The sequence below is a fragment of the Anabaena sp. FACHB-83 genome, from assembly GCF_014697485.1.
Taxonomy (GTDB): domain Bacteria; phylum Cyanobacteriota; class Cyanobacteriia; order Cyanobacteriales; family Nostocaceae; genus Nostoc_B.
This window is the reverse complement of record NZ_JACJRY010000039.1, coordinates 1-24,683: the sequence shown is the minus strand read 5'-3', so window position 1 is coordinate 24,683 and position 24,683 is coordinate 1. Positions and strand designations below refer to the sequence as shown.

Here is a 24,683-nt window from a genome sequence, read left to right as displayed (position 1 = left end):
TGAGTTCTGAATTATGACTCCTGAATTCTGTTGTCAGTTAAGTTGTATACTCGGCATTAATTTTCACGTAGTCGTAACTTAAATCGCAACCCCAAGCTTTACCTGTACCATGACCATTACCAACGCTAACAGCAATAATTACGGGGTTGTCTAAGCGTTGAGTTTTGATATTGCTAGGATAATCGGTGGCTGCTTGTTTTAAATATGCGCTGGCGGCGGCGCGGTCAAATTGCAGAGGTTGACCATTTTCTAGCAGTAAAAAATCTCCTAATTTAATTTGCAAGTTTTCTTGCTCAAAGGTTACACCTGCACGTCCGGCGGCGGCGGCGATGCGTCCCCAGTTGGGGTCACGACCGAAAATTGCTGATTTAACTAGGGATGAGCCCGCAATGGTTTTGGCGATTTGTCTGGCGGCGAGGTCATCATGAGTGCCAGTGACTTGCACTTCTACCAGACAAGTTGCACCTTCACCATCCCTGGCGATCGCTTTAGCTAAATGCTGGCATACTGCTGTTAACATCGCCTCTAATTTTTCGGCTTCTGCACCCATCTCGGTAATTGCTGGGGTACGGGATTGACCATTTGCCAAGGCGATTAAACTATCGTTGGTGCTGGTGTCGCCATCTACTGTAATGGAATTAAAGCTTTTATCGGCGGCTCTACTCAACATTTGCTGCCAAAGGTGGGGGGAAACAGCCGCATCACAAGTGACAAATGCCAGCATTGTTGCCATATTGGGGTGAATCATCCCCGAACCCTTGGCAATCCCACCAATGCGGACTGGGCGATCGCCTATAGTTGTTTCTAGGGCAATGGATTTTGTGACTAAATCTGTGGTGATAATTGCCCCAGCCGCCGCATCAGAACCGGTTTCTGAGAGGCTGGCTACTAGTTTGGGAATCCCACTGCGTAAGGCATCCATCTTGATGCGTTGACCAATTACACCAGTAGAAGCCAGCAAAATCAATTCGGGAGAGAGATTTAATTCCTTGGCTAATAACTCTGCACTTTCATTAGCATCACGCACACCCTGACTACCTGTGGCAGCGTTGGCTTGTCCGGCGTTACAGAGAATAGCACGGGCGCTGGTTTTAGCTTGCAAGCGTTGACGGCAATAATCTACACAGGCCGCCTTAACTTGAGATGTGGTAAACACACCAGCTGCGATCGCCTCTACATCCGATACTATCAAAGCTAAATCTGGCAATCCCGATGGTTTTAATCCTGCGGTGATTCCTGCGGCTCGATATCCTTTAGGAGCAGTCACACCACCAGTAATTTCTTGCCAGTCTGCCATTTTTCCGTTCCCCCCACAAAATTAGCGGTTTGACTGGGGATTATACCAATTAACTAGTACTGATTGCTGAGTGCTGGGTGCTGAGTAAGATTTATTTTTCTAGCTCAGGCGTTGCTGGTTGTTTCTTCCTGAACATTTAACTTTTGACTTTTGCCTTGTTGTACTAGATTATGTACTTGGATATGTCCCAAGTCCCAATTAGGCATTTGTTGATAACAATGGCTACAATGCCAGTAAATACCACTATTACTTATATGACGGAGTAAACCGTATGAACAGCAAGGGCAAATATGGTGACTCCACATACAATTCCATGTGTATGTAGTTGTATTTCCTTGGCTATGATCAGTTATAGTATGAGTTAGTAATTGTCTCGATTTATTTGATAAAATTTGCATTCTTCGTCTCCTTGATCATTTTGCCCATTTGCTAATATTGATAAGGCTCCTGATCCGGAATTTGCTATTTCTACAGATACTGAAAACTCTTGAAGGAATATTCTAATTAATTCAACACAGTCCGAGTTACTTTCAACTAGAAGAACTCTTAAAACATCTATGAATGGGAATTAGGCGGTAAAAACAGAAGCATTGTTAATAATAAAATTTCTGATATAGGATTCCTACTTGATTTTTGAACAGATACGTAGGGTGTGTTAGCGATAGCGTAACGCACCCTACATATACTTAAATTTTTTCAGAAATCAAATCGGATTCCTATATATAGCGGTTCTCATTCCAGTGAGGTAAATTTCCCTAGTCTCTAGCCTCTTTTCTCCATCTACTTGTACTGCACTCAAGCGAGAAACGCTATATGAAAATTAATGGCACACGCCTACATGGCTTTTTTCTTTAGTCTAATTATTGACATCAACTGACATAAGAATTTGCCGAATTAATTAACTTGAAAAGATTTAGATCCGGGAAGGCGGCACAGGCTTATCACATTGCCGAACATATTTCTCATTAATTCCAGCATAACATTTTCTTGAAGATTATGTTGGTGAAAGTTTTTCGGGTTTTTAGCTGAAACAGCAAGAAGCCTACAGTGTACAAATATAACGCCGTGTGCGACTTTCTCTCAAACCTAACCCCCAACCCCTTCCCTGGTAGGGAAGGGGAGCAAGATTCAAAGCCTCTCTCCGTTTCGGGGAGCCAGCGCGTTGCGGAGGTTCCCTCCGTTGTAGCGACTGGCGTGAGAGGTTTGGAGAGGGGTTTCAAGAATAAGTCGCACATCGCGTAATATAGGTAGTTCACTAAATTAATTACCAAGAATTGCCCTGAAGCATAACTGCCCATACCATTTTGGATTGGAAATGCTTTCTGCATCTGGGTTATGTCTATATATTTAAGTAGTTAAACATAATTAATTACACAAAGTCATTGCGAATGGAGCGAAGCGAAATGAAGCAATCGCAAGGGCTGGGATTGCTTCGCTTCGCTCGCAATGACTGTAATTAATTTTGCGTGGTTACTTATCTCAATCATTTGGTGAATTGATATCAGTTTTCTTGCCCATAACTGAGAAATATTTACATTAGTTAACAGTAAACTTATTTTTTTAGAGATAAGATTTACTTAATAGATAAAAAACAAAAGATTTATTTTCTTTATGGAAACTCAAGAATTTTTGAGCCGATACGCAGCAGGAGAACGGGACTTTAGTAACGTCAACTTAATTCAGGTTTGCCTGACTAACGCAAATCTGGTTGGGGTACACCTGATAGGCGCACACTTAATTAGTGCAGACTTAAGGGGGGCAGATTTAACTGATGCACATATTAGTCAGGCTAAGTTGAATCAGGCAAACCTGGCTGATGCACGAATGATTGAAGTCTGCCTAATTAGTGCAGAAATGGTGGGAGCAGACTTGAGCGGAGCAGATTTGACTAACGCCAATTTAAGTGGAGCAGACTTAAGCTATGTCAAGCTAGGTGGAGCTAAATTGAGCGGTGTAAACCTAGCTCAAACAGACCTAACCGGAGCAGATTTGAGGGGAGCGGATTTGAGTGGCGCTAACTTAAAGGGAGCAAAGCTAAGTCAGGCAGATTTAGATGGAGCAGATTTAGATGGGGCAGATTTAGACGGGGCCGATTTAGATGGGGCAAATATGCGGAGAACAGAAATGACTGGTACAAAAATGCCTGATGGAACAGTTCACTACTAAGTGACTTTATTAAAGCAACAATCAACAGTATGTCAATGCTCTAGATGGAACTGTTATTTTCATCAGCATCTGGTTTTGAAAAAGTGGCTTTATTTACCTCAATAACATTATTTAATTAGGAGAGATTTGATGTCAGTTTATATTGGGAATCTATCGTATGAAGTGGAAGATAATGATATTAGACAAGTTTTTTTAAAGTATGGTTCTATCAAGAGACTTGTAGTTTCTACTAACCAGAAAACAGGTGAAAAGAGAGGCTTTGCAGTTGTAGAAATGGCAACAGATACTGAAGAAATTGCTGCGATTCATGGGTTAAGAGGTACTGAATGGATGGGTTATAACCTGAAAGTTAATAGAGCTAAAACCATTGCAGATGTAAGTTAGGAGAAAAACTTTGCTACACTAGGGATATAACTATTGAATACACTAGAAAGTTAAATTTTCTAGTATTGTATTCCCTAATACAATGAACCCTAACCAATCTTCTGCGTCATCACCATCAGATTCTATGGCTGTTGAAAAATTGACACAGAAGCAGCAAGATAAAAGCAATAATTTATTTCCTATAGTCGGAATTGCGGCCTCTGCGGGAGGATTAGAAGCATTTACACAGCTACTGAGTCACTTACCCATCGACACTGGAATGGCATTTGTACTGATTCAGCACTTAGATCCGAATCAGAAGAGCCTGTTAACTGAGATTCTGGCAAAAACAACCCAGATGCCCGTCTGTGAAGTGCAGAATGGGATGCTTGTCGAGCCGAACCAAGTATATGTCATTCCCCCGAACCGGAAGATGACGCTGCTTAAAGGGGTGTTGCAACTCGCGCCCCGTGAGAAAATTCATGGCAAATATATGCCGGCTGATGCTTTTTTTGCTTCGCTGGCGGCAGAAATAGGAAGCAAAGCCATCAGTGTTGTCTTATCAGGAAGTGATGGAGATGGCGCACAAGGCTCAGAAGCAATTAAGGCGGCTGGCGGTATTACCTTTGCTCAGTGTGAAGAATCGGCACAATTCAGTAGTATGCCGAATACTGCGATCGCTACTGGTGATGTTGACTTTATTCTACCACCGCACAAAATTGCTGAAGAACTAGCAAAGATTGCTCGCCATCCCAATGTTACCCATCCGCTTTCTTCACAAACAGTTGAGCCACTGCCTAAAAGTGAGGCTGCTTTGCCGACAATCTTTGCAATGCTGTTCACCGCCACTGGTGTTGACTTTACGCATTATAAGCAAACAACCATAAAGCGCCGAATTGCTCGGCGGATGGTGCTGTATAACTTGGAAAGTCTAGAAGATTACGTAGAATATCTGCAAAATCATCCAGATGAAGTGCAAGCACTGTACTACGAAATCTTAATCAGTGTCACCAGTTTTTTCCGTGATCCAGACGCTTATCAGGCTTTGAAAGAGCGAGTCTTTCCGGTAATATCTCAGGGGAAATCAGTTGATGAGCCGATTCGGATCTGGATACCAGGCTGTGCAACTGGGGAGGAAGTTTATTCCATTGCTATTTCTTTAATGGAATTTTTGGAAAATGTGCTTCCCAAACCTGCTATTCAAATTTTTGCCACAGATATTAATGAGACAGCAATTGAAAAAGCCCGCTTAGGTATCTACAAACCAAGCCAAATAGTTGATGTCTCAGCAGAACGGCTAAGACGCTTCTTTAATCAAGTAGAAAGCGGCTATCAAATCAGCAAGCCGATTCGGGAACTTTGTGTTTTTGCTAAACAAAACCTGATCAGCGAACCGCCATTTTCCAATCTGGATCTTATTAGTTGTCGTAATGTCCTGATTTACTTTGAATCTGTTTTGCAAAAGCAGGTAATGCCCATTTTTCATTACAGTCTCAAGCCCACTGGGTTTTTGATGTTAGGTGTTGCCGAGAGTGCAGGAGAATTTTCCAATTTATTTACTTTAGCAGACAGAAAAAACAATATTTATACCAAAAAATTAATACCCACTCCACTTAACTTTAACTTTGCAACCAGCAACTATCCTGTAGCGAAAATAGCTGCTGATAAGACCATGAGTCATAAGACTTGGGATATTACTTACTTAAATAAACAAGCTGACCAAATTCTTTTAAATCGTTATGTCCCAGTGGGCGTAATGATTAATGACAATATGGACATTCTGCAATTTCGCGGAGAAACCAGTCCCTATCTCAGAGTGGCCCCTGGTGTTCCCAGTTTTAATTTGTTCAAAATGGCCCGAAAAGGACTGCTGGAAGAGTTGCGTACTGCGATTCATCAGGCCAAACGGCAGAATATTTCTGTGAGAAAGGAACAGATACAGATAGAAGGAAGTGAGCCATCTAGGAAAGTCAACGTTGAGGTAATTCCGTTTCAGCCTGATTCAGGGGAAACTCGTGGCTTTCTTGTTTTATTTGAAGATGTACCCGCCCTAACAAATCCACAACTAAGCATCAAACCTGAAAATGTAGAACAAGTGGGTACAGAGGAAATACTCCGACTCCAACAAGAACTGGCAACTACCAAACAAGAACTTGCTGCTACTCAAGAATATTTGCAATTAATTAGTCAGGAGCATGAAGCCACCACTCAACACCTGAAAGTAGCAAATGAAGAAATCCTCTCCAGCAATGAGGAACTACAAAGCACTAATGAAGAGTTGCAAACCGCCAAAGAAGAGGTACAAGCAACCAACGAAGAATTACATACAACTAATCAAGAACTGCAAAGTCGCAATCTTGAATTACACAATGTCAATAATGACCTGTTGAATTTACTCAGTAGTGTGAATATTCCCATTCTCATACTGACCAATGATTTACGGATTCGGCGTTTCACACCAACCGCACAGCGTTTACTGAATTTGATTCCCACAGATGTAGGAAGACCACTAAGTGATATCCGCTCTACTATTGAAGTTCCTAATTTAGAGTCGTTGATTATAGAGGTAATTGATACCTTAAATCTCAAAGAATTAGAGGCGCAAGACACTGAGGGACGTTGGTACAATCTGCGAATTCGACCTTACAGAACTACAGAAAATCAAATTGATGGCGTAGTGATGGTGTTCATGGATATTGATGCCCTCAAACGCAGTACACAGCAGCTTCAACAAGCTCTTGATTATGCTGAGGCTGTGGTAGAAACTATGCCAGAACCTTTAGTAGTTCTCAATGCTGACTTACAAGTTATCAAAAGCAATCGGGCTTTTTATCGAATGTTTCAGGTAACGCCCGCCCAGACAGAACAGCAATTAATTTTTGAGCTAGGAAATGGTCACTGGAATATTCCCCAAGTGCAATCTATCCTGGAAGAAATTCTCACTCATAACACTCAAATTGAAGGTTTTGAGGTTTGCTGTGATTTTGAAAAAATTGGGCAAAAGACTATATTGCTCAATGGCTATAAAATTTTACAACCAGGAAATCAGCAGATGATTTTGCTGGCACTTCATGACATTACACAGCAGAAGTTGTTTGAGGAAGAACGCGCCCAGTTATTGGCTCAAGAGCAGTCAGCCCGCTTAGACGCGGAGGCATCTAACCGAACAAAGGATGAGTTTTTATCTCTTTTATCCCACGAACTTCGCAACCCCCTCCACAATATTCTGGGATGGTCTGATTTACTCCAGAAGCAAAACTTTGATACTGCTCAAATGAATCGTGCAATTGACATGATCCAGCGTAGTGCTAGAGCGCAAGTCCAAATGATTGAGGATCTTCTCGATATCTCGCGGATTACCACTGGCAAACTGCATCTGAATATTTATCCAATTGATCTCCGCTTTGTGATTGAGGCAGCCCTTGAGATAGTTAGATTATCAGCAGAAGCAAAAAATCTTCAAATTGAATGCCACCTGCAACCAATGGGACAGGTACTGGGGGATGGGGCGCGATTGCAGCAGATAATCTGGAATTTGCTTTCTAATGCCATCAAGTTTACACCTGCTGAGGGACGTGTGGTGATCACACTGGAGGAAGTTAATTCCCAAGCCCAGATTCGAGTTAGTGACACAGGTATTGGCATAACTAATGATTTTCTCCCTTATGTTTTTGAGCGGTTTCGCCAAGCTGACAGTAGCAAAACTCGTGCTAATCAAGGGCTGGGGATAGGGCTGTCCCTTGTCCGTTATCTAGTCGAACTTCATGGCGGCACAGTTCAGGCAGAAAGTCCGGGTGTAGGCTTAGGAACAACTATCATCGTTAAGCTACCACTGAACAGCAATCTTGAGGAGGATGTTAGCTCTGCTGATCCAGAGGTGACAGATATTGCCGACGATGCGGAAATATCCGTTGATAACATTCCTTCCCTGGAAGGTTTGCACGTACTGGTCGTAGATGACGATGCCGATATACGTGAATTAACGAAGATGATACTAAAAGATTACGGGGCTGAAGTAACTGCTGTCACATCTGCTGATGAAGCATTCTCAATACTCACAAGCCAACCACAGATGTATGACTTGCTATTGTCTGACATTGGAATGCCGAACCAAGATGGCTATACTTTGATCCGGCGAGTGCGTTCTCTTAGTGCTGAGGCTGGGGGAGAAATTCCCGCAGTCGCAATGACAGGGTATGCCAATAATATTGACATCCAAGAATCTAGGAAAGCAGGCTTTCAAATGTACATTCCTAAACCCGTCGAGCTAACCCAATTGGTATTTATGGTTGCCAACTTAGCTAGACGAACTAACAATACTTGAATAGGACTTACGCACCAAGATTGTCTGTGGAGGTGGGGTTTAGGGGTGAAAGGGTATGGGGTGTAAGAGTTTTAGATACATACACCCCTATACCCCTACACCCTTAAACCCTTGATATTTCGTCTTACTGCGTAAGTCCTATTATTATTAAACGCCTTTAATTCCGGTATGTTCGCTTTCTCGGCACTCAGCTTTTTGATTGAAAAAGGAGAGCCACTTGAGCAGCTCTCCAGATCATCAGGGTGCATCTACTTAACACAGCATATCATTTTTGCCATGAGGAGTATCACCCATTATTTGTTTTTTTGTATAAATATTGTTAAGAATTTACCCTTAGATTACTGAGATATAAAATTTTAAATGAAAATGGTAAATTTTATTACTAGTCTGTGTCACATTTCAAAATGCACATTGGCTATTATGGTGAGCTTGGATGAGATATCATTCGTTTTTTTGGTTAAACAAGAGTTTTGGGAAAAACAACCTAGTAGTTAACTGTTATGCTGCTTGTAAATTTTTGGGTGCTGTCTGCTAGATGTCGAGTATAAAGCCAATCAATTGAATACTTTGAGCAATCCAGGACTTACGCACCAAACTTGTCTGTGGGGATTGGGTGTGGGAGTGAAAGGGTATGGGGTGTAAGGGTTTTGAATACTTACACCCTTATACCCTCATACCCCTGCACCCTGTGATAAAACCTTCTTTTTTTGTTTTTTGCGTAAGTCATACGATCAATACTGTTATCACTTCAATCAATATAGCTATGCCAAATCAAGATTTTTTATGTGAGAGAAACATAACTTTCTCATTAATAAATAAGGAGAGCAGCTGAGGCAACTCTCCGAAGCATTAGGGTGAATCTACTAACAATAGAATAGCCTTTTAATTGTGAGGGCTATTACTGAGTAGATGGTATTTTTAGTAAATATACTGTAAAGAAATTACTGAACTAAAACTGGTCAGAATGCTTGATTTGAGGGCATTGACTTTCTTTCATACTAGGCATTGAGCTTTTTCTCCACCAGTTCGTTAGTTAATTTCGGATCAGCACGTTTGCTAGTCTTTTTCAGCACTTGTCCCACAAAGAAGCCTTTGAGATTGGTGTTACCGTTGCGATATTTTTCGAGTTCTTTGGGGTTAGCCGCAATCACTTCATCAACAATGGGTTCTAGTACACTGGGGTCAGTGATTAACTCTTGACCAGCAAAGGCTTTTTCTGGAGTCACACCTTGGAGTAAATCTGGCAATTTTTCTTTAGCTTGGGCGTTGCTAATTTTGCCAGTCTCGATGCGGGTGATAACTTCAGCCAAGTTCGCTGGAGTTAAAGCAATATCAGAAATGCTGAGTTTTTGCTTGTTGAGATATGCGGCGATATCTTGCGTAATCCAGTTAGCTGCGGCTTTGGCATTTGCGCCAGATGCGATCGCTGCTTCAAAATATTCTGATACGTAACGCTCTTCTGTCAAGACTCGTGCATCATAAGCCGAAAGTCCTAGTTCAGTTTCGTAGCGATGACGCTTTTGGGCGGGGAGTTCTGGTAGTTCGCTATGCCATGATTCTAATTGACTATCGGTGACTTCAATGGGGGCTAAATCTGGTTCGGGGAAGTAGCGATAATCGCTAGAACCTTCCTTTGTCCGCATACTAATTGTGCGTTGTGAACCTTCTTCCCACAACCGTGTTTCTTGAATGATGGGTTCTCCGGCTTCGACAGCCGCAATTTGACGTTCAATCTCGTATTCAATCGCCCGTTGAATGGCGTTGAAGGAGTTCATATTTTTAATTTCTACCTTCGTCCCGAATTTTTCTTGTCCGACGGGACGCACAGAAATATTTACGTCGCAACGCAATGATCCTTCTTGCATATTCCCGTCACTCACACCGAGATAACGCATAATCCGGCGGAGTTCTTGGGCGTATTCTGCGGCTTCTTGTCCCGAACGAATATCAGGTTCCGAGACAATTTCTACTAAGGGTACACCTGCACGATTGTAGTCTACTAAAGAATAGCTGGAACCAGACAGGCGATCGCTTCCCGCATGTACCAATTTACCTGCATCTTCTTCCATGTGCAGGCGGGTAATTCCAATACGCTTCCGTACAGGATTACCCTCAGCATCTACCAACTCAATTTCGATCCAACCATGTTCCGCAATGGGTAGGTCATATTGAGAAATTTGGTAGTTTTTCGGTAAATCAGGATAAAAATACTGTTTACGGTCAAATTTGCTATATTTAGCGATTTGGCAATTCAATGCTAAACCTGCTTTTACCGCGTACTCTAGGACTTTTTCGTTAAGTACGGGCAGAACCCCAGGTAATCCCATACACACGGGGTCAATGTTAGTATTTGGATCAGCACCGAACGCCGTAGAGCTACTAGAGAAAATTTTGGTATTCGTACTGAGCTGACAATGGGTTTCTAGACCAATAATCGCTTCGTACTCAGTTTTGACTGGAGTAGCAGAAGTCATAAGATTTAAAGTTCGACCAATTTACACGTAAATTACTATTTTAGCCTCGCCTTGACAAGTTCTTACTGTATGAACTCTGAGCTTAAATGAATGTCTCGCAAACTCCAAATTTGGGTGAACCGCAATTAACCCCAGCAAATGAGAACTACAAAACATACCAACCCAACAAATTTAATTAACGCTACTTTTTGGATTTCCGACTTCCACCTTTTTGTACTAGCCCATTCTGCCAATTAAAATGAGAAAAGCTGCACAATTATCTTTGCTACTACCCTAGCTACATGATTATGGATGCACACCCAGAATTTCAACCAGGACAAATTGTGTCTTTAGCGCATAGTGACAAGAATTTGTATGCGGAAGTGATTGAAGTTGTTGTGTCCCGTCAGTTGTGTTGGGTGCGTCCTTTACTACTGGCTAACCATACTCAAGAACCACCACTAATTACAGACTTGCGAGACGCATCTGACTTGCTTTGGCCTCTCCAATTATTTCGCCCTGCATTAGACACGGAAGTAATTACCCTGTTGAGTCAGGTTTTAGTCAAAGAACCAAAAGGGGAACCAGACTTGGCGGCTAAACAACAACTGCAACAATTTATCCAGCAGATGTGGCAAAGTCGAAAGTCTGAAGTGTGAAGTATGAAGTATGAAATTTTAGACTTCATAATTGCATGATTTCAGGATATTCATCTCACGCAGAGGCGCGGAGGCGCAGAGAGGTTAATGAGTTTGTCAGCAACGCCGATATTTCACACTTCACACTTCACACTTCAGACTTTTTTAGTAACAAATACCAGCATCCTTCATTCGCTCAATGGCTTCTTCCATTCGTTCTTCAGAGATAGTTAAAGCAATACGGAAGAAGCCTTCACCAGATGCACCGTAACCACTACCTGGAGCCACCATAATGCCGCATTTGTCAAGCAGTAAATTTACAAATTCCGCAGAAGTATAGCCAGCAGGAACAGGAACCCATACATAAAGGGTAGCTTTTGGTGGTTGAATCGGCCATCCTAAAGATTGCAATCCTTTAACGATGGTGTCACGACGATTTTGATAAACAGACATCAAAGTTTGCAGTTCGGCTTCTGAAGTATTGTAAGCTGCGATCGCAGCTGTTTGAATAGCCTTAAACACTCCCGAATCAACGTTGGTTTTAACTTGCCTTAAACCCTGAATACCCAGCGCATTCCCCACAACAAAACCAACCCGCCAGCCTGTCATATTGTAAGACTTCGACAAACTGTGAAACTCAATGGCGATATCCTTCGCCCCTGGCACTTGCAACACACTCGGCGGTTTATAGCCATTGTATGCCATCTCTGAGTAAGCATTGTCATGACACAGCAAGATGTTGTACTGCTTACAAAAATCTACTAATTCTCCAAAAAATTCTAGGTTTGCAACTCCCCCAGTGGGATTATTGGGGTAATTAATCCACAACAGCTTGGCTTTTTGGGCAATTTCTTCAGGAATTGCGTTTAAATCTGGTAAAAACTGATTTTCTGCCTTCAGTGGCATTGTGAATGGTTCGCCATCAGCGAAAATTGTAGAAGTGCGATACACCGGATACCCAGGATCGGGAATGAGTGTATAGTCTCCCGCCTCCACAAAAGCTAAAAAAGTATTATGTATCGCCTCTTTAGAACCGATAGATGCTACAACCTCTGTATCTGGATTTAAATCAGTTACCCCAAACCGACGTTCCATCCATTTAGCAGCCGCTTGCCGAAATTCTTGTGTTCCTTCGTAGGGCGGATAGTTATGGGTGGCACTATTGTCAATTGCCGCGTGCATCACCTGGAGAATATGTGCTGGGGTCGGTTTATCGGGGTCGCCTATTGCCATATTAATGATATCAACTCCCTCGGCGACGAGTTTTGCTCGTTTACGGTTAATTTCAGCAAAGAGGTAGGGAGGAATTTTTTCTAGGCGTTTAGCGAAGTGCATGGCGACTTAATATTAATGCAAACATTAATGCTAACTAGCACAGTTTACGCCACACCAGGTAACTAAACAGTAAATCTCACAGAAAATTTCCCAGGCTAGGGGTTAGACATTAGAAATGAATTGCTATAACAAATGACCAATGACTGAAGATTAATATCCCCAGCTAGGAACTAGCTTGATTCTGCCAGCATCCATTTCGGCCATTAATAATTCCAAAGCTTCGTAGTCTACATCCGAAATATAACCATTTTGAGTTAATTCGGAGTTAATTTCATTTTCTATCTCTGGAGTTAATTTTTTAATATCAAGAGCCTTTTCTACCAGTTGGCGAATAGCATACTTACTCGTTCTCATATTGATTAACCCATTTTAGGTAATACTAAATTATCTGGGATGTAGCTAAGTAAAAATTGTGATCTAGATTTATAAAATTAGTGATTTAGATCACATTTATCTCGCTCACTGATTTGCCTCTAGCCCGATCTTTTTTCTTCGTCAATGAGCAGATTTTATCTCATTTTATCCGTCCAGATGAACTGGCTAAAGTATCGTTAAATTAGGCTTTTCCAGCAAATTTACCAATGAGCAATTTATTTTGTGGCTGTCTATGTTGATTGTTTGAGAAGCAATATGAAAAAAAAGTATATATGAACACATTTTACCCTGTATTTATGACAATCTTTAAAGATATACCCTTCAGTGATAAAGATTCAGCAAAGAGATGTAAGACGTATGGTCGATGTTTAAAAAAAGAGATTATGTTCAAATAAATCTCAGGTGAAAGATTTAATAACTCTAATTTAGGATGTCAATATGCAAGCAGTGCTGGAATGCCCAAAAATTGCAGTGATTCGTCTACAGGGCAAACTCAATGCCGCCAACGCATTGGAACTTGAACGAGATTTAACCACAGCATTAACGGCTAATGATGTCGCAATCTTACTTGTGGATTTGGCAGCAGTGGAGTCACTAGATAGTGCCGGCTTAATGGCGTTGGTGTCTGCGTTGAAGCTGGCGCAAAACTTGGAACGGGGCTTAAGGTTATGTTCTGTGTCTCCAGCCTTGAAAATTATCTTTGAATTAACTCAACTTGATGAGGTGTTTGAGTTTGCAGATAAGGCTGAATCAGTATCGGTTAACCCATAAATCTAGCATGTAAGTAATCTTTGTAGCAAGGGTTTGTAAAGGATGTTTTCAGTTACAAAGATAAGACTATGCTGCGACCAAATCAGTGCTAAGGTTGGAGGTGATTATCTGTAAATCATAAAAGTAGCTAGAAGATAGCACAGTGGCTGTTGCAGTAGAAAAATTAATTACATCGGATATTCTAAAACCCGCGCGTTACCTCGGTAACGAACGCCTAGCAGTACATAAGCCTTGGGAAACGGCAGTTGTCAGATGGGTATTAACCTACCCAGAAGTCTATGAAGTTGGTTCGTCCAACTTGGGGCATATCATTCTCTATAACATTTTGAATGCCCAACCGCGCCAATTATGCGATCGCGCTTACCTCCCTGGTACAGACTTAGCAGCAAAGTTAAGGGAAACAAACACCCCCTTGTTTGCTGTAGAGTCTAAGCGATCGCTACCAGAATTTGACATCTTAGGTTTTAGTCTCAGTTACGAATTGGGTGCAACCAACATCTTAGAAATGTTGGATTTAGCAGGAATTCCCCTGACATGGCAAGAACGAGCCACCGGGAATTATCCCCTCATTTTTGCTGGGGGACAAACAGCAACCTCAAACCCGGAACCCTACACCGACTTTTTTGACTTCTTCGCTTTAGGTGATGGCGAAGAACTCTTACCCGAAATCGGTATGGTTTTGGAAGAAGGCAAGCAAGCCAATTTGAGTCGCCGCGACTTATTACTCGACTTGGCACAAATACCAGGGGTGTACGTTCCCCAATTTTATGATATTGCAGCTGATGGCTCAGTCCATCCTAACCGCCCCGATTTGCCGAAACGGATAATCAGAAGAGTTGCCACACCCATACCCGCCTATTCTATTGGCTTAGTTCCCTACGTCCAAACAGTACACGATCGCCTAACAATTGAAATTCGTCGTGGCTGTACCCGTGGCTGTCGCTTTTGTCAACCAGGAATGCTTACCCGTCCGGCGCGAGATGTGGAACCAGAAAAAGTGGTAGATGCCATTGAACAGGGAATGCGGGCAACTGGTTACAATGAATTTTCTTTACTATCCCTGAGTTGTTCCGATTATTTAGCCCTACCGGCGGTGGGGATGGAAATTAAAAATCGGTTAAAAAATGAAAACATTTCCCTGTCTTTACCGAGTCAGCGTGTAGATAGATTTGATGAGAACATTGCCAACATTCTCGGTGGTACACGCCAAGGTGGCTTAACCTTTGCACCAGAAGCCGGAACCCAAAGAATGCGGGATATTGTGAATAAAGGTTTGACCAATGAAGAATTATTAAGAGGTGTGAAAACAGCTTGGGAACAAGGCTGGGATAAAATCAAACTCTATTTTATGATTGGCTTGCCGGGTGAGACAGATGCAGATGTTTTAGGCATTGCTGAAACAGTCCGTTGGCTACAAAGAGAATGTCGGGGTCAAGGCAGAAGACCGCTTAACTTTAACCTGACAATTTCCAACTTTACGCCCAAACCCCATACACCATTTCAATGGCACTCCGTCGCCACTGCGGAATTTGAACGCAAACAAAACCTACTGCGGCAAGAATTTCGCCGGATACGGGGAGTGAAAGTCAACTTCACCGATGTCCGCATTTCGGCAATGGAAGACTTTATTGGTAGAGGCGATCGCACTTTGGGTCAAGTTGTCCGCCGCGCCTGGGAATTAGGTGCAGGTATGGATTCTTGGTATGACAGTTTAGATAAAGCCTTCACCGCCTGGGGTAATGCGATCGCCCAAGCAGGTCTAGACTGGAAATACCGCCAAGTCGAAAACGGCGAATGGAATTTGTTTCATTCACAAGACAAAGATTCCCCCAACTCCCAACTCCCGACTCCCAATTCCCTAGATACCCCCCTCCCTTGGGATCATATTGATACCGGCATCGATAAAAAATGGTTGAAACAAGACTTGCAACGCGCCTTAGAAGCAGCAATTGTTCCCGATTGCTCCTTTGAAGGTTGTTCCCATTGCGGTGTCTGCGGCACAGACTTCGGCCATAATATTGTGATTGAGCCGCCACCAATACCTCAATTTGCAGGTGAGTTTGTTCCGAATACGACCAAAGTCCAAAGATTGCGTGTCTGGTTTGGGAAGCAAGGTGACATGGCTTTGCTAGGCAATCTTGATTTGCTGCGGTTACTTGACCGAGTTGTGCGCCGCGCGAGTTTGCCCGTCGCTTACACTGGTGGATTTCACCCAAACCCCCGGATTATGATTGCCAGTGCTTTACCTTTAGGTGCTACTAGCAGTGGCGAAATTGTTGATTTTGAGTTAACCACACCAGTAGACACGGAAACTTTTCAGGCAAAGTTAGCCGAGGAACTGCCCAGCGATATACCGATATATCAAGTAGCAGAGATAGATTTAAAATCTCCATCGGCAAACCAAGCCTTAGCCGCAGCCGAATACTTGATTACGGTAGCAGTTGCGAATGAAGCCACAGCTGCACAATGGCAAGAATGGATTGATGTCCTATTGGCCAAGGAAGAAATTAACCTAGAGCAAACCAATAAATCGGGTAAAACTCAAATAGTAAATCTGCGCGATCGCCTGTTGGAATTATCATTAGTAAAAATTAACAACAGTGTCGCTGAATCTATCGCTATTCTGCGTTCTCTAGGTAGTTGCCGCAATGACGGTGTTTCCTTGCGTCCTGAGCAAGTCCTATCTATGCTGGAAGTAGTTGCAAATCAAGAATTTCAACTTCGGCAAATTCACCGCAATCAGTTAATTTTGGGAGTATAATCCCTAAAAGGTAACTTGCTAGTAGTTACCCGGATGTAGCACATCGTGGGAATTGATTTTTAGCAAGGTTGCGTTAGAATGAGGTGAAGAGAAATTTTCTGGCGCTGCATTGAATTCACTAGTTCACTACCCCCTATACTCAGGGAGCAGAAGCAAAGATACTAGAGAGCAACTTCTAGGATTTTATCCCAGACAAGCTGAAGCGGATTAAAAACAGCCTCTCTTGATAGCAACTTGGGTGAACTAGTAACTTAAAAGCAGGCTCCGTCGGCAAGTCTCACGCTATATTTTTTTAAACACCTGCTGAATACCCAATCCCTAGGTGGTGCGGGTATCGCATCAAAAATCAACCACGGACGGTTGATTTATTTACTTAAACAATATGCAGCCGTTCTGGAATAAACAGGCGTGTCAACGCAATTACTCAGTCATTAACTCTTTAACTTTGAAGCTCGGCTTCACAAATTTTATTATCAGCAGTACCTTTAGTAGCTGGCAGGGGTGAGGGATATGACCAACCGCCAGAACTACGCCAGTGCTGCCAATTTTTGAGGAAATTGAATGCCAAAACAAATTATCATCGCAGAGCAGCATCAAATTGCTGCCGTATTTTCTGAAGATCAAATACAAGAACTGGTTGTAGCCACAGGCCATCACCAAATCGGTGATATCTACTTAGGTGTAGTAGAAAACGTCTTACCCGGAATTGATGCAGCTTTTGTAAATATTGGTGATCCAGAGCGCAATGGCTTTATTCATGTTACGGACTTAGGCCCATTAAGGTTAAAGCGAACAGCCGCCGCCATTACAGAGTTATTAGCACCGCAACAAAAAGTGTTGGTGCAAGTAATGAAAGAGCCAACCGGAACAAAAGGGCCGCGGCTCACTGGTAACATTACTTTGCCTGGACGCTACGTAGTACTGATGCCTTATGGTCGGGGCGTGAATTTATCCCGCCGGATTAAAAGTGAAAATGAACGCAATCGCCTCCGGGCGTTAGCAATTTTAATCAAACCGGCGGGGATGGGTTTGTTGGTACGTACAGAAGCCGAAGGCAAGCCCGAAGAAGCCATCATGGAAGACTTGGAATTGCTGCAAAAACAATGGGAAGCAATTCAACAAGAAGCACAATCAACTCGTGCGCCAGCCCTGTTAAATCGAGATGATGACTTTATTCAACGGGTATTGCGAGATATGTATGGTGCAGATGTCAACCGAATTGTGGTTGATTCCAGCACTGGCTTGAAGCGGGTAAAACAGTATTTGCAGAACTGGAGTGGCGGACAAACACCCCAAGGATTGTTGATTGATCATCACCGCGATCGCTCACCCATATTAGAGTATTTCCGCATCAATGCCGCGATTCGAGAAGCCCTCAAACCAAGAGTCGATTTACCTTCTGGTGGTTACATTATTATTGAACCTACAGAAGCCCTCACCGTAATTGATGTTAACTCTGGTTCCTTCACGCGATCGGCCACAGCCAGAGAAACAGTATTGTGGACAAACTGCGAAGCCGCCACAGAAATTGCCCGTCAATTGCGACTGCGGAATATTGCTGGGGTAATTGTGGTTGACTTCATTGATATGGAATCACGGCGTGACCAATTACACGTCCTGGAACATTTCAACAAAGCCCTGAAAGCCGATAAAGCCCGTCCCCAAATTGCCCAACTCACCGAACTCGGTTTAGTCGAACTGACTCGCAAGCGCCAAGGTCAAAACATTTACGAATTGTTTGGCGGTACTTGTCCAACCTGCGGTGGCTTAGGTCACATTGTCCATCTCCCCGGCGAAACCGAAACCCGCTTACCCACACCAGCAGAATTACCAGAACGTTTTGTACCTTTACCACAAAGAGAACCTCGTTTACCCGTAGCGCGGATTTCTGAACCGAGAGAAAGCTTTGATAGCTTTGGTGATAGTTTTGATAATGATGGCGATTTAAGTGCCTTAAATTTAGTTAATCATCCCAGCTATCACGAACTGGGTGATAACAATAAACGTGGTAACCGCACCCGTCGCCGCAGAATTGGGATTAATGGCGCAAATGGAAAAGATGAGTCACGCCTAGCACCTAATTCTCTCGGTTTTGATAGTGATACTGATCTAGACCTGGATAATGAAGTTGACTTAAGCCCAACACCAGATATTCCTGCACCCACATTAGGTAAATCAGGTTGGACAGAAAGAGTCGAACGCAATAAAGTCATCAAAACAGAACCAGTCAAACCAGTGGTAGAACCACCGGAAATTAGAACTGTAGAAATGACTATAGAAGAACAAGATGTTTTTGCATTGATGGGAATCTCCCCCTTAGTGAAATTGGATAGGGAAGTGAAAAATCCCAAATCAGTGATTATTAACATTGTTCAGCCAGGACAAGGAACAAGCACATTATCACCACCGCCTGCCGAGGTGGCTATTCCTGAAACTTTCACTCAACCCATCGCCCCACCACCTGTAGAACCAGAGGCAAAATCTTTACCCGAAGAACCAATAGAGTCAGAGGGATTTGCACCCACCCCTGAAGACACGGAAGCAAATTTGACTGCTACAGGTAGCCGCCGCCGTCGTCGTCGTTCCTCGGCTGTAGAATCTGGTTCTGAAGAAAGTTAAGCTGCTTTATGGTAGAGATTCAACAAACTGCTGTTAATTCCCTACCAAATTTAGGTGAACTGGAATGGCTGGAGTTTTCGTCCACTTTAGCGGGGATGTCTGGCTTAATTGCCGGCATCGATGAAGTCGGACGTGGTGCTTTATTTGGCCCTGTAGTTGCAGCAGCCGTCATTCTCCCAGCAGATGCTTTCACCCAATTGATTGCAGCTGGAGTTAAAGATAGTAAAAAGCTTTCCAGTTCTAAAAGAGCGAAATTAGCCGCACAAATTTGTGAATTAGCAACAGACTGGAGAATCGGCTTTGCTGCAACTGCGGAGATTGATCAAATAAATATTTTGCAGGCAACACTGTTAGCCATGAAACGGGCTGTACTCAAATTGAAAGTACAGCCTGTAATTTGCTTGGTTGATGGCAATCAAGCAATGAAAGATTTGCACATACCCCAACAAACAATAGTCAAAGGAGATGAGCGATCGCTTTCCATCGCAGCTGCTAGTATTGTTGCTAAAGTTTGGCGTGACGAGTTGATACTGCGTTTAGCCGCAAAGTATCCGCAGTACGATTTGGCAAAGAATAAAGGATACGGTAGCCCAAAACATTTACAGGCGTTGCGAGAATACGGCGCTTCATCTTTGCATCGTAAATCTTTCAGCCCTTGCCAAATTCAGCAGTAATTTGGATAATTTGGAGTATTCATTGGTAGGTGCGATCGGGCCTTTGCGCGAGATTTTTACTGACTTAACTAAGCACTTTTAATCGGAATAATCCCCTGATCAAAAACACGATTATCAGTACCAATAGCCTTAACTTCGATTCTATCGGCATACACTTCATAAGCTGCAAAACTCAAACTAGAAGCCGAATATGCTGTCCATTCAGAACGACCAACAGGGCGAGTTCCAGCACCACCGCCAGTAATTAAATAAGTAGTGCCATTAATAGATTTAGTCCGTTCATAGTGGTGTTCATGACCATTAATATAAAGTTGCACACCATATTTTTGAAACAAAGGTGTAAAAACTTTAATAAACTCTGGGTTATTACCATAAACACCAGAAGCATAAACCGGATGATGACCAAATACAACTTTCCAAGGTGCATCACTGCGGCTTAATTCTTGTTCTAACCAAGGTAGTTGTTTTTTCCAATCAGCATTACCGTTAGTATCTAAAGCAAAAAATTGGACTTGATTACGGCGAAATGTGTAGTAACGTTTTCCCTGCATATTAAAGCCAGAGTATTTAAGTTGCGGTTCACCGTTAGCTGTCCGAATGTCGTGATTACCTAAACAAGCGTAAAACTTAACACCTTTTTTGAGTAAAGGTTGATAAGGACGTTCAAAAACTGCATTGATTTTTTCGATTTCGCCATTGTTATAAATATTATCACCAGCTAAAACCACTAAGTTATAAGGGTTTCGTTTGTGATAAAAATTCATAGCTTCAGCTACAGCATATTGTCCTTTGGTACCAGTTCCGGTATCTGCCACAGACACAAAACGCAAGAGTAAATCTTTTTTTGCGGGTTTAGCTGCTATGGCGACAAAATCATCAGAAGAATTATTGTGATGAGTTAAAGCCCAACCGATAATTCCTGTACCAACTGCTCCCAAACTACCTAAAGATAAAAATTGACGGCGTTTTAGTTTCATAATCTATAAAGTGTGAAGTGTGAATGCTATATTCAGTCCTCAATATTGTTATATGACATGATGTGCGACTTAATATTCCGTAACAAACTTGTTGAGCTGTCTTTGTGATCAGTCTTTTACTGGACACAATATAATACACCTCTTGATCAAGACGGTTCTCTTTCAACAGTTAGATGTAGCTTACTCTGCACCGTGCAAAGCTATGAGGATGTAATAGTTTGATTTTAATGATTTATGGAAATCAGTAGACGAGATTTACTGAAAATAGCTTCTGCTTCTGGTTTAGGAACAGTCGGACTAGCAGCGTCAGCAGGAATTTTTAAACAAGCTTTAGCCCAAAATCAACCCACTCCAATTAAAAAAGGTGAAATGATTTATCGTCAGTTAGGCCGCACTGGGGAAAAAGTTTCGGTAATTGGTTTGGGTGGACACCATATTGGTAGACCAAAAGATGAGGAAGAAGGTATCCGGCTGATTCGTGCTGCTGTTGATCGTGGTATTAACTTTATGGACAATAGCTGGGACTATCACAATGGCGGGAGTGAAATTCGCATGGGTAAAGCACTCCGGGATGGTTATCGGCAAAAAGTGTTTTTGATGACAAAGATTGATGGTCGCACCAAAAAAGCCGCAGCCCAGCAAATTGATGATTCTTTGAAAAGATTGCAGAGCGATCGCATAGACTTATTACAGCATCATGAAATCATCCGTATGGAAGACCCAGACAGGATTTTTGCTCCTGGCGGTGCAATGGAAGCGGTTCTAGAAGCCCAAAAAGCTGGCAAAATTCGCTACATCGGCTTTACTGGCCACAAAGATCCCTTAGTTCACCTGAGAATGCTTGATGTTGCTGCTCAAAACAACTTTCGTTTTGATACAGTCCAAATGCCATTAAATGTTATGGATGCCCATTTCCGCAGTTTTGAACGCCAAGTTTTACCCAGACTAGTTAAGGATGGAATTGGTGTTTTAGGAATGAAATCAATGGGTGATCAAAACATTCTCAAAAGTAATACTGTTAAACCCATTGAATGCTTACACTATGCGATGAATTTGCCGACATCCACAGTGATTACAGGCATTGAAAGTATGAAAATCTTAGACCAAGCTTTTGAAGCCATCCGCACCTTTGAACATCTGAGTCAAGCACAAGTTCAAGAACTATTAAATCGGACTCGTCAAGCTGCTACTAAAGGTCAATATGAATTGTTTAAAACTACTAGTCAATTTGATAGTACAGCACTTAATCCTGAGTGGTTGGGTTGATGTAAGTAGGTAGGTAAGAAAATTTATCGCTAGGGTAAGGCAGTCCCGATGAAACAAGTTTCATCGCCAAGCATAAAAGTGGGACTAGCATTTTTACTCAGCACTCAGCACTTTCAAGGCAGGAGGGAAGAGGAAAAGGGGCAGGGAGCAGGGAGAATTGGGGACGATTTTCCCCAACTCCAGGTGGGTGAGCTTCGCGGTAATCTCGACTTCGCTCGATTACCGCGAAGCCGAAAGGATCTGAACTACCTCCTCCTAATAATTACTCTTTGCCCACAGGATTAATCGGTCTTCTAGTAGGAGCCAACACCATTAAGACATCAAATTGTTCTTTATCTGGTGTGGTAGAACTTGTGGCACTCAAACTATAGATTGAACCAATGATTGATTTCCAAGGACGGAAGGTTTGATCATCAAAGAAACTGGGGGCAAATCCATAAATCCAAGATAAAGTAGAGCCACCATTCAAATAAAAATAGCCGTAGTTGGGTCGGGGTAAAGTATTAGTTGCTGTTTTGAAATTATAAGTTGTAGGCAGGGGAATATAAGGCTGTGGTACTAAGTCTTTAATTGCGCCAAAACCTGTGGAAATCACAAGAGTTTTTTCGTCTACCCAATTATAAGCCAGTAAGCTTTGAGAAGATGCCCCGCCAACATCCCAACTCGTGATAGTTTGTCCTTGGATATCTTGAGTATTAACTACAACTTCTCCGTTTGAAAAAGATTTGATCAATTCATCTAATTTCTTGAGAGTGGTTTCAGCCGCATCTCGATTATTTGTTTCTAAGGCGATACCGATACCTAAATTCAAGTTAGGAATTGAGCCTAATAAACCTCCCTTAGAAGGAAACAAAAAGAAAGCATAATCACCGTCCATCCAATTGAGGATGTCTTTTTCTAAATCGAGTTTGGTATTATTCAGGACAAAACTACGGAATTGGTCGAGATACTCTTTGAGTTTTGGTTCTGTACTTAAAGCTTTTGCTATTAGTAACCATTTTTGATTGAGATTGCGACCAGTGGCAGCAGAGTAAGTAGCACCTGGTAATCTTGAGACTATCGCCTCTGGTTGTTCAGTTTGAAATTCATCTTTTTCTGATTTTGGAGTTTGGCGATAGGCTGTAGCTTGAAAACGTAATCCTTCTGGTTCTACTGTTACAAAACCATTGACACTTCCATATTCTTTTAATTCATCAAGGTTAATGGATTCACTACCAAAAATTGGAAAAGGCAGACTTGGATCTTTGGCAATGTCGTTAATTAAAGGCACAAAAGTTGCCAAATTTTCATGAATGGTAAACAAAGATTTAGCATACTGGGGATGCTTAATTGTTTCCTGAAATTGGGGATTTTGAGCAAGATTATTCTCTCCTTGGGAAGTATCAATAATTTGCTCAATGGCTTTAGCCGTAAATCCAGTTACAACATACCCTGGTAAAGCAGCGATCGCTAGTCCTTTGGGTCTTCTTTTTAACCAATCTGGATTACCCAAAATCGGTGGAATCGCCGCTAAGTTTGATTTTGTCAAAGAATTAGTCGGTTTTTGGGGTATTTTTATCGGCTTTGCCGATAATTTGGGAATTTTTTTTAAATTTGGTTCTGGTGATGCTGCTGGTTCTGGTGCTTTTGGTAATTCTGGTAATGGGGCTGTTGATTCCGTCTCTGGATTTGGTTCTGGTGCTTTTGGTGACTCTGGTAATGGGGGTATTGATTCCGTCTCTGGATTTGATTCTGGTAATTTTGGCGGTTCGGCTGGTTCTGGAACCTGGAGTTCTATAATAGTTACACCTTTATACTCACTTACCTTGACTCGTTTTGGGTCACTATTTTTCAGTAAGTCTAATAAAGGCTGGATGCGGGACTCATCTTTCAGAGGAGCCAACATAATAAAGTTATTCTCTAGAGTTGCGGTTGTACCTTCAACCTTGGGTAGAAACGCAGCCGCTACTTGTTCGCCCAACAAAGACTCAATTTCTCGCACATAGTCGAGTTTAAAAGAAGGTGGCAAATATTGAGCCAAGGCGGAATATGCTCTGTCAAATAAATAAAAACGATTTAGGTCTGCCCAAGCATCTACCTTCGTGTTAATTAAACTGACTAATGGTGTGTCTGCGGGTAAGATATTAGCGATCGCTGGGACATTCAGGGTAGTAGATGCCTCAGCCTCGCTTTTCTCAGCCACAGGAGAAGCCACTGCTAAAACTGATAATAGCGATACTGTAATAATCGGTGATACCATTGCGAATTTTAGATTTTCTATTTTAGAATTGCAACCTAGCAACTAAATGTATAAGGCATAAAATGCGATTGTGCAGGTTTCTTTTTTATATTTTTATTACTTGTAAATAAATAGATTTGGCCAAAATTTAAAATTAAGTATTAAAAAATAATCTGTTTTAACAATTAGTGGTGAAGAGTTATCAGCTATTGAGGCTGTAAGGGTTCAGCCTGGATTTCTCTCTTGTGAGAAATTCAGGGGTGTGGGAGAGGTGGGAGGATGGTGAAGAAATCTTTCCCCCCACACTCCCCACACTCCCCACACTCCCCTCTCCTGACAGGTGTAGGTTTTTTACAATTAGGAGGAGTTAAAGCAGAAGAAATCGTCAACAGGAGTAGAAGGAAAAGAACTCCAGCGATGAAGATGAATCGGAAGGTGATTGAGAA

At 42.2% G+C, this 24,683-nt stretch carries 16 protein-coding genes; 9 read left to right on the top strand and 7 right to left on the bottom strand.

Annotated elements, in window-relative coordinates:
* Positions 1-37: 37 nt before the first annotated feature.
* Both argJ and H6G79_RS28500 read right to left on the bottom strand, forming a co-directional pair.
* Entirely contained in the window at positions 38-1,297 is a 1,260-nt protein-coding gene (argJ, locus tag H6G79_RS28505; protein ID WP_190593312.1) for a bifunctional ornithine acetyltransferase/N-acetylglutamate synthase, read from the bottom strand.
* 104 nt (positions 1,298-1,401) lie between these two features.
* A complete protein-coding gene (locus H6G79_RS28500) occupies positions 1,402-1,695 on the bottom strand; it encodes a hypothetical protein (protein ID WP_190593327.1) in 294 nt (97 codons plus the stop codon).
* 1,213 nt (positions 1,696-2,908) lie between these two features.
* Between H6G79_RS28500 and H6G79_RS28495 the strand changes: the two genes are divergently transcribed.
* From H6G79_RS28495 to H6G79_RS28485, 3 genes are all read left to right on the top strand, one after another.
* A complete protein-coding gene (locus tag H6G79_RS28495; RefSeq protein WP_190593313.1) occupies positions 2,909-3,463 on the top strand; it encodes a pentapeptide repeat-containing protein in 555 nt (184 codons plus the stop codon).
* A gap of 129 nt (positions 3,464-3,592) precedes the next feature.
* Positions 3,593-3,847: an RNA-binding protein gene (locus H6G79_RS28490; protein WP_190593314.1), complete on the top strand. Its 255-nt coding sequence runs from the start codon at positions 3,593-3,595 to the stop codon at positions 3,845-3,847.
* 124 nt (positions 3,848-3,971) lie between these two features.
* Positions 3,972-8,150 (top strand): chemotaxis protein CheB, encoded by a 4,179-nt coding sequence (locus H6G79_RS28485; RefSeq protein WP_242048600.1) that lies wholly within the window; start codon positions 3,972-3,974, stop codon positions 8,148-8,150.
* 998 nt (positions 8,151-9,148) lie between these two features.
* Here H6G79_RS28485 and gatB read toward each other — a convergent pair.
* Positions 9,149-10,624 carry an Asp-tRNA(Asn)/Glu-tRNA(Gln) amidotransferase subunit GatB gene (gene gatB, locus H6G79_RS28480; RefSeq protein WP_190593316.1) on the bottom strand — a complete coding sequence of 492 codons (1,476 nt, stop codon included), beginning with the start codon at positions 10,622-10,624 and terminating at the stop codon, positions 9,149-9,151.
* Between the two features lie 287 nt (positions 10,625-10,911).
* Between gatB and H6G79_RS28475 the strand changes: the two genes are divergently transcribed.
* Positions 10,912-11,262, top strand: a complete 351-nt coding sequence (locus tag H6G79_RS28475) for a hypothetical protein (RefSeq protein ID WP_190593317.1) — start codon at positions 10,912-10,914, stop codon at positions 11,260-11,262.
* Between the two features lie 144 nt (positions 11,263-11,406).
* On the opposite strand, the gene H6G79_RS28470 is transcribed toward H6G79_RS28475, so the two are convergent.
* The gene (locus tag H6G79_RS28470; protein WP_190593318.1) at positions 11,407-12,576 is read right to left on the bottom strand and encodes a pyridoxal phosphate-dependent aminotransferase; all 1,170 of its coding nucleotides are present in this window, start codon (positions 12,574-12,576) and stop codon (positions 11,407-11,409) included.
* Between the two features lie 150 nt (positions 12,577-12,726).
* Positions 12,727-12,930: a hypothetical protein gene (locus tag H6G79_RS28465; RefSeq protein ID WP_190593319.1), complete on the bottom strand. Its 204-nt coding sequence runs from the start codon at positions 12,928-12,930 to the stop codon at positions 12,727-12,729.
* Positions 12,931-13,389: 459 nt separating this feature from the next.
* Between H6G79_RS28465 and H6G79_RS28460 the strand changes: the two genes are divergently transcribed.
* The 4 genes from H6G79_RS28460 (at position 13,390) to H6G79_RS28445 (ending at position 19,776) form a co-directional block, all read left to right on the top strand.
* Positions 13,390-13,722 (top strand): STAS domain-containing protein, encoded by a 333-nt coding sequence (locus H6G79_RS28460; protein WP_190593320.1) that lies wholly within the window; start codon positions 13,390-13,392, stop codon positions 13,720-13,722.
* A 142-nt stretch (positions 13,723-13,864) separates the two neighbouring features.
* Positions 13,865-16,483 (top strand): TIGR03960 family B12-binding radical SAM protein, encoded by a 2,619-nt coding sequence (locus H6G79_RS28455; RefSeq protein ID WP_190593321.1) that lies wholly within the window; start codon positions 13,865-13,867, stop codon positions 16,481-16,483.
* Between the two features lie 561 nt (positions 16,484-17,044).
* Positions 17,045-19,102, top strand: coding sequence for an Rne/Rng family ribonuclease (locus H6G79_RS28450; RefSeq protein WP_190593322.1), 2,058 nt, complete (start codon positions 17,045-17,047; stop codon positions 19,100-19,102).
* Positions 19,103-19,110: 8 nt separating this feature from the next.
* The gene (locus H6G79_RS28445; RefSeq protein WP_190593323.1) at positions 19,111-19,776 is read left to right on the top strand and encodes a ribonuclease HII; all 666 of its coding nucleotides are present in this window, start codon (positions 19,111-19,113) and stop codon (positions 19,774-19,776) included.
* Between the two features lie 68 nt (positions 19,777-19,844).
* On the opposite strand, the gene H6G79_RS28440 is transcribed toward H6G79_RS28445, so the two are convergent.
* A complete protein-coding gene (locus H6G79_RS28440; protein ID WP_190593324.1) occupies positions 19,845-20,753 on the bottom strand; it encodes a metallophosphoesterase in 909 nt (302 codons plus the stop codon).
* A gap of 234 nt (positions 20,754-20,987) precedes the next feature.
* Here H6G79_RS28440 and H6G79_RS28435 point away from each other — a divergent pair, with 234 nt between their 5' ends.
* Positions 20,988-22,019: an aldo/keto reductase gene (locus H6G79_RS28435; protein WP_190593325.1), complete on the top strand. Its 1,032-nt coding sequence runs from the start codon at positions 20,988-20,990 to the stop codon at positions 22,017-22,019.
* A 262-nt stretch (positions 22,020-22,281) separates the two neighbouring features.
* Here H6G79_RS28435 and H6G79_RS28430 read toward each other — a convergent pair whose 3' ends face one another.
* Complete coding sequence (locus H6G79_RS28430) at positions 22,282-24,258, bottom strand: DUF3352 domain-containing protein (RefSeq protein ID WP_190593326.1); 1,977 nt, start codon at positions 24,256-24,258, stop codon at positions 22,282-22,284.
* Between the last annotated feature and the right edge of the window lie 425 nt (positions 24,259-24,683).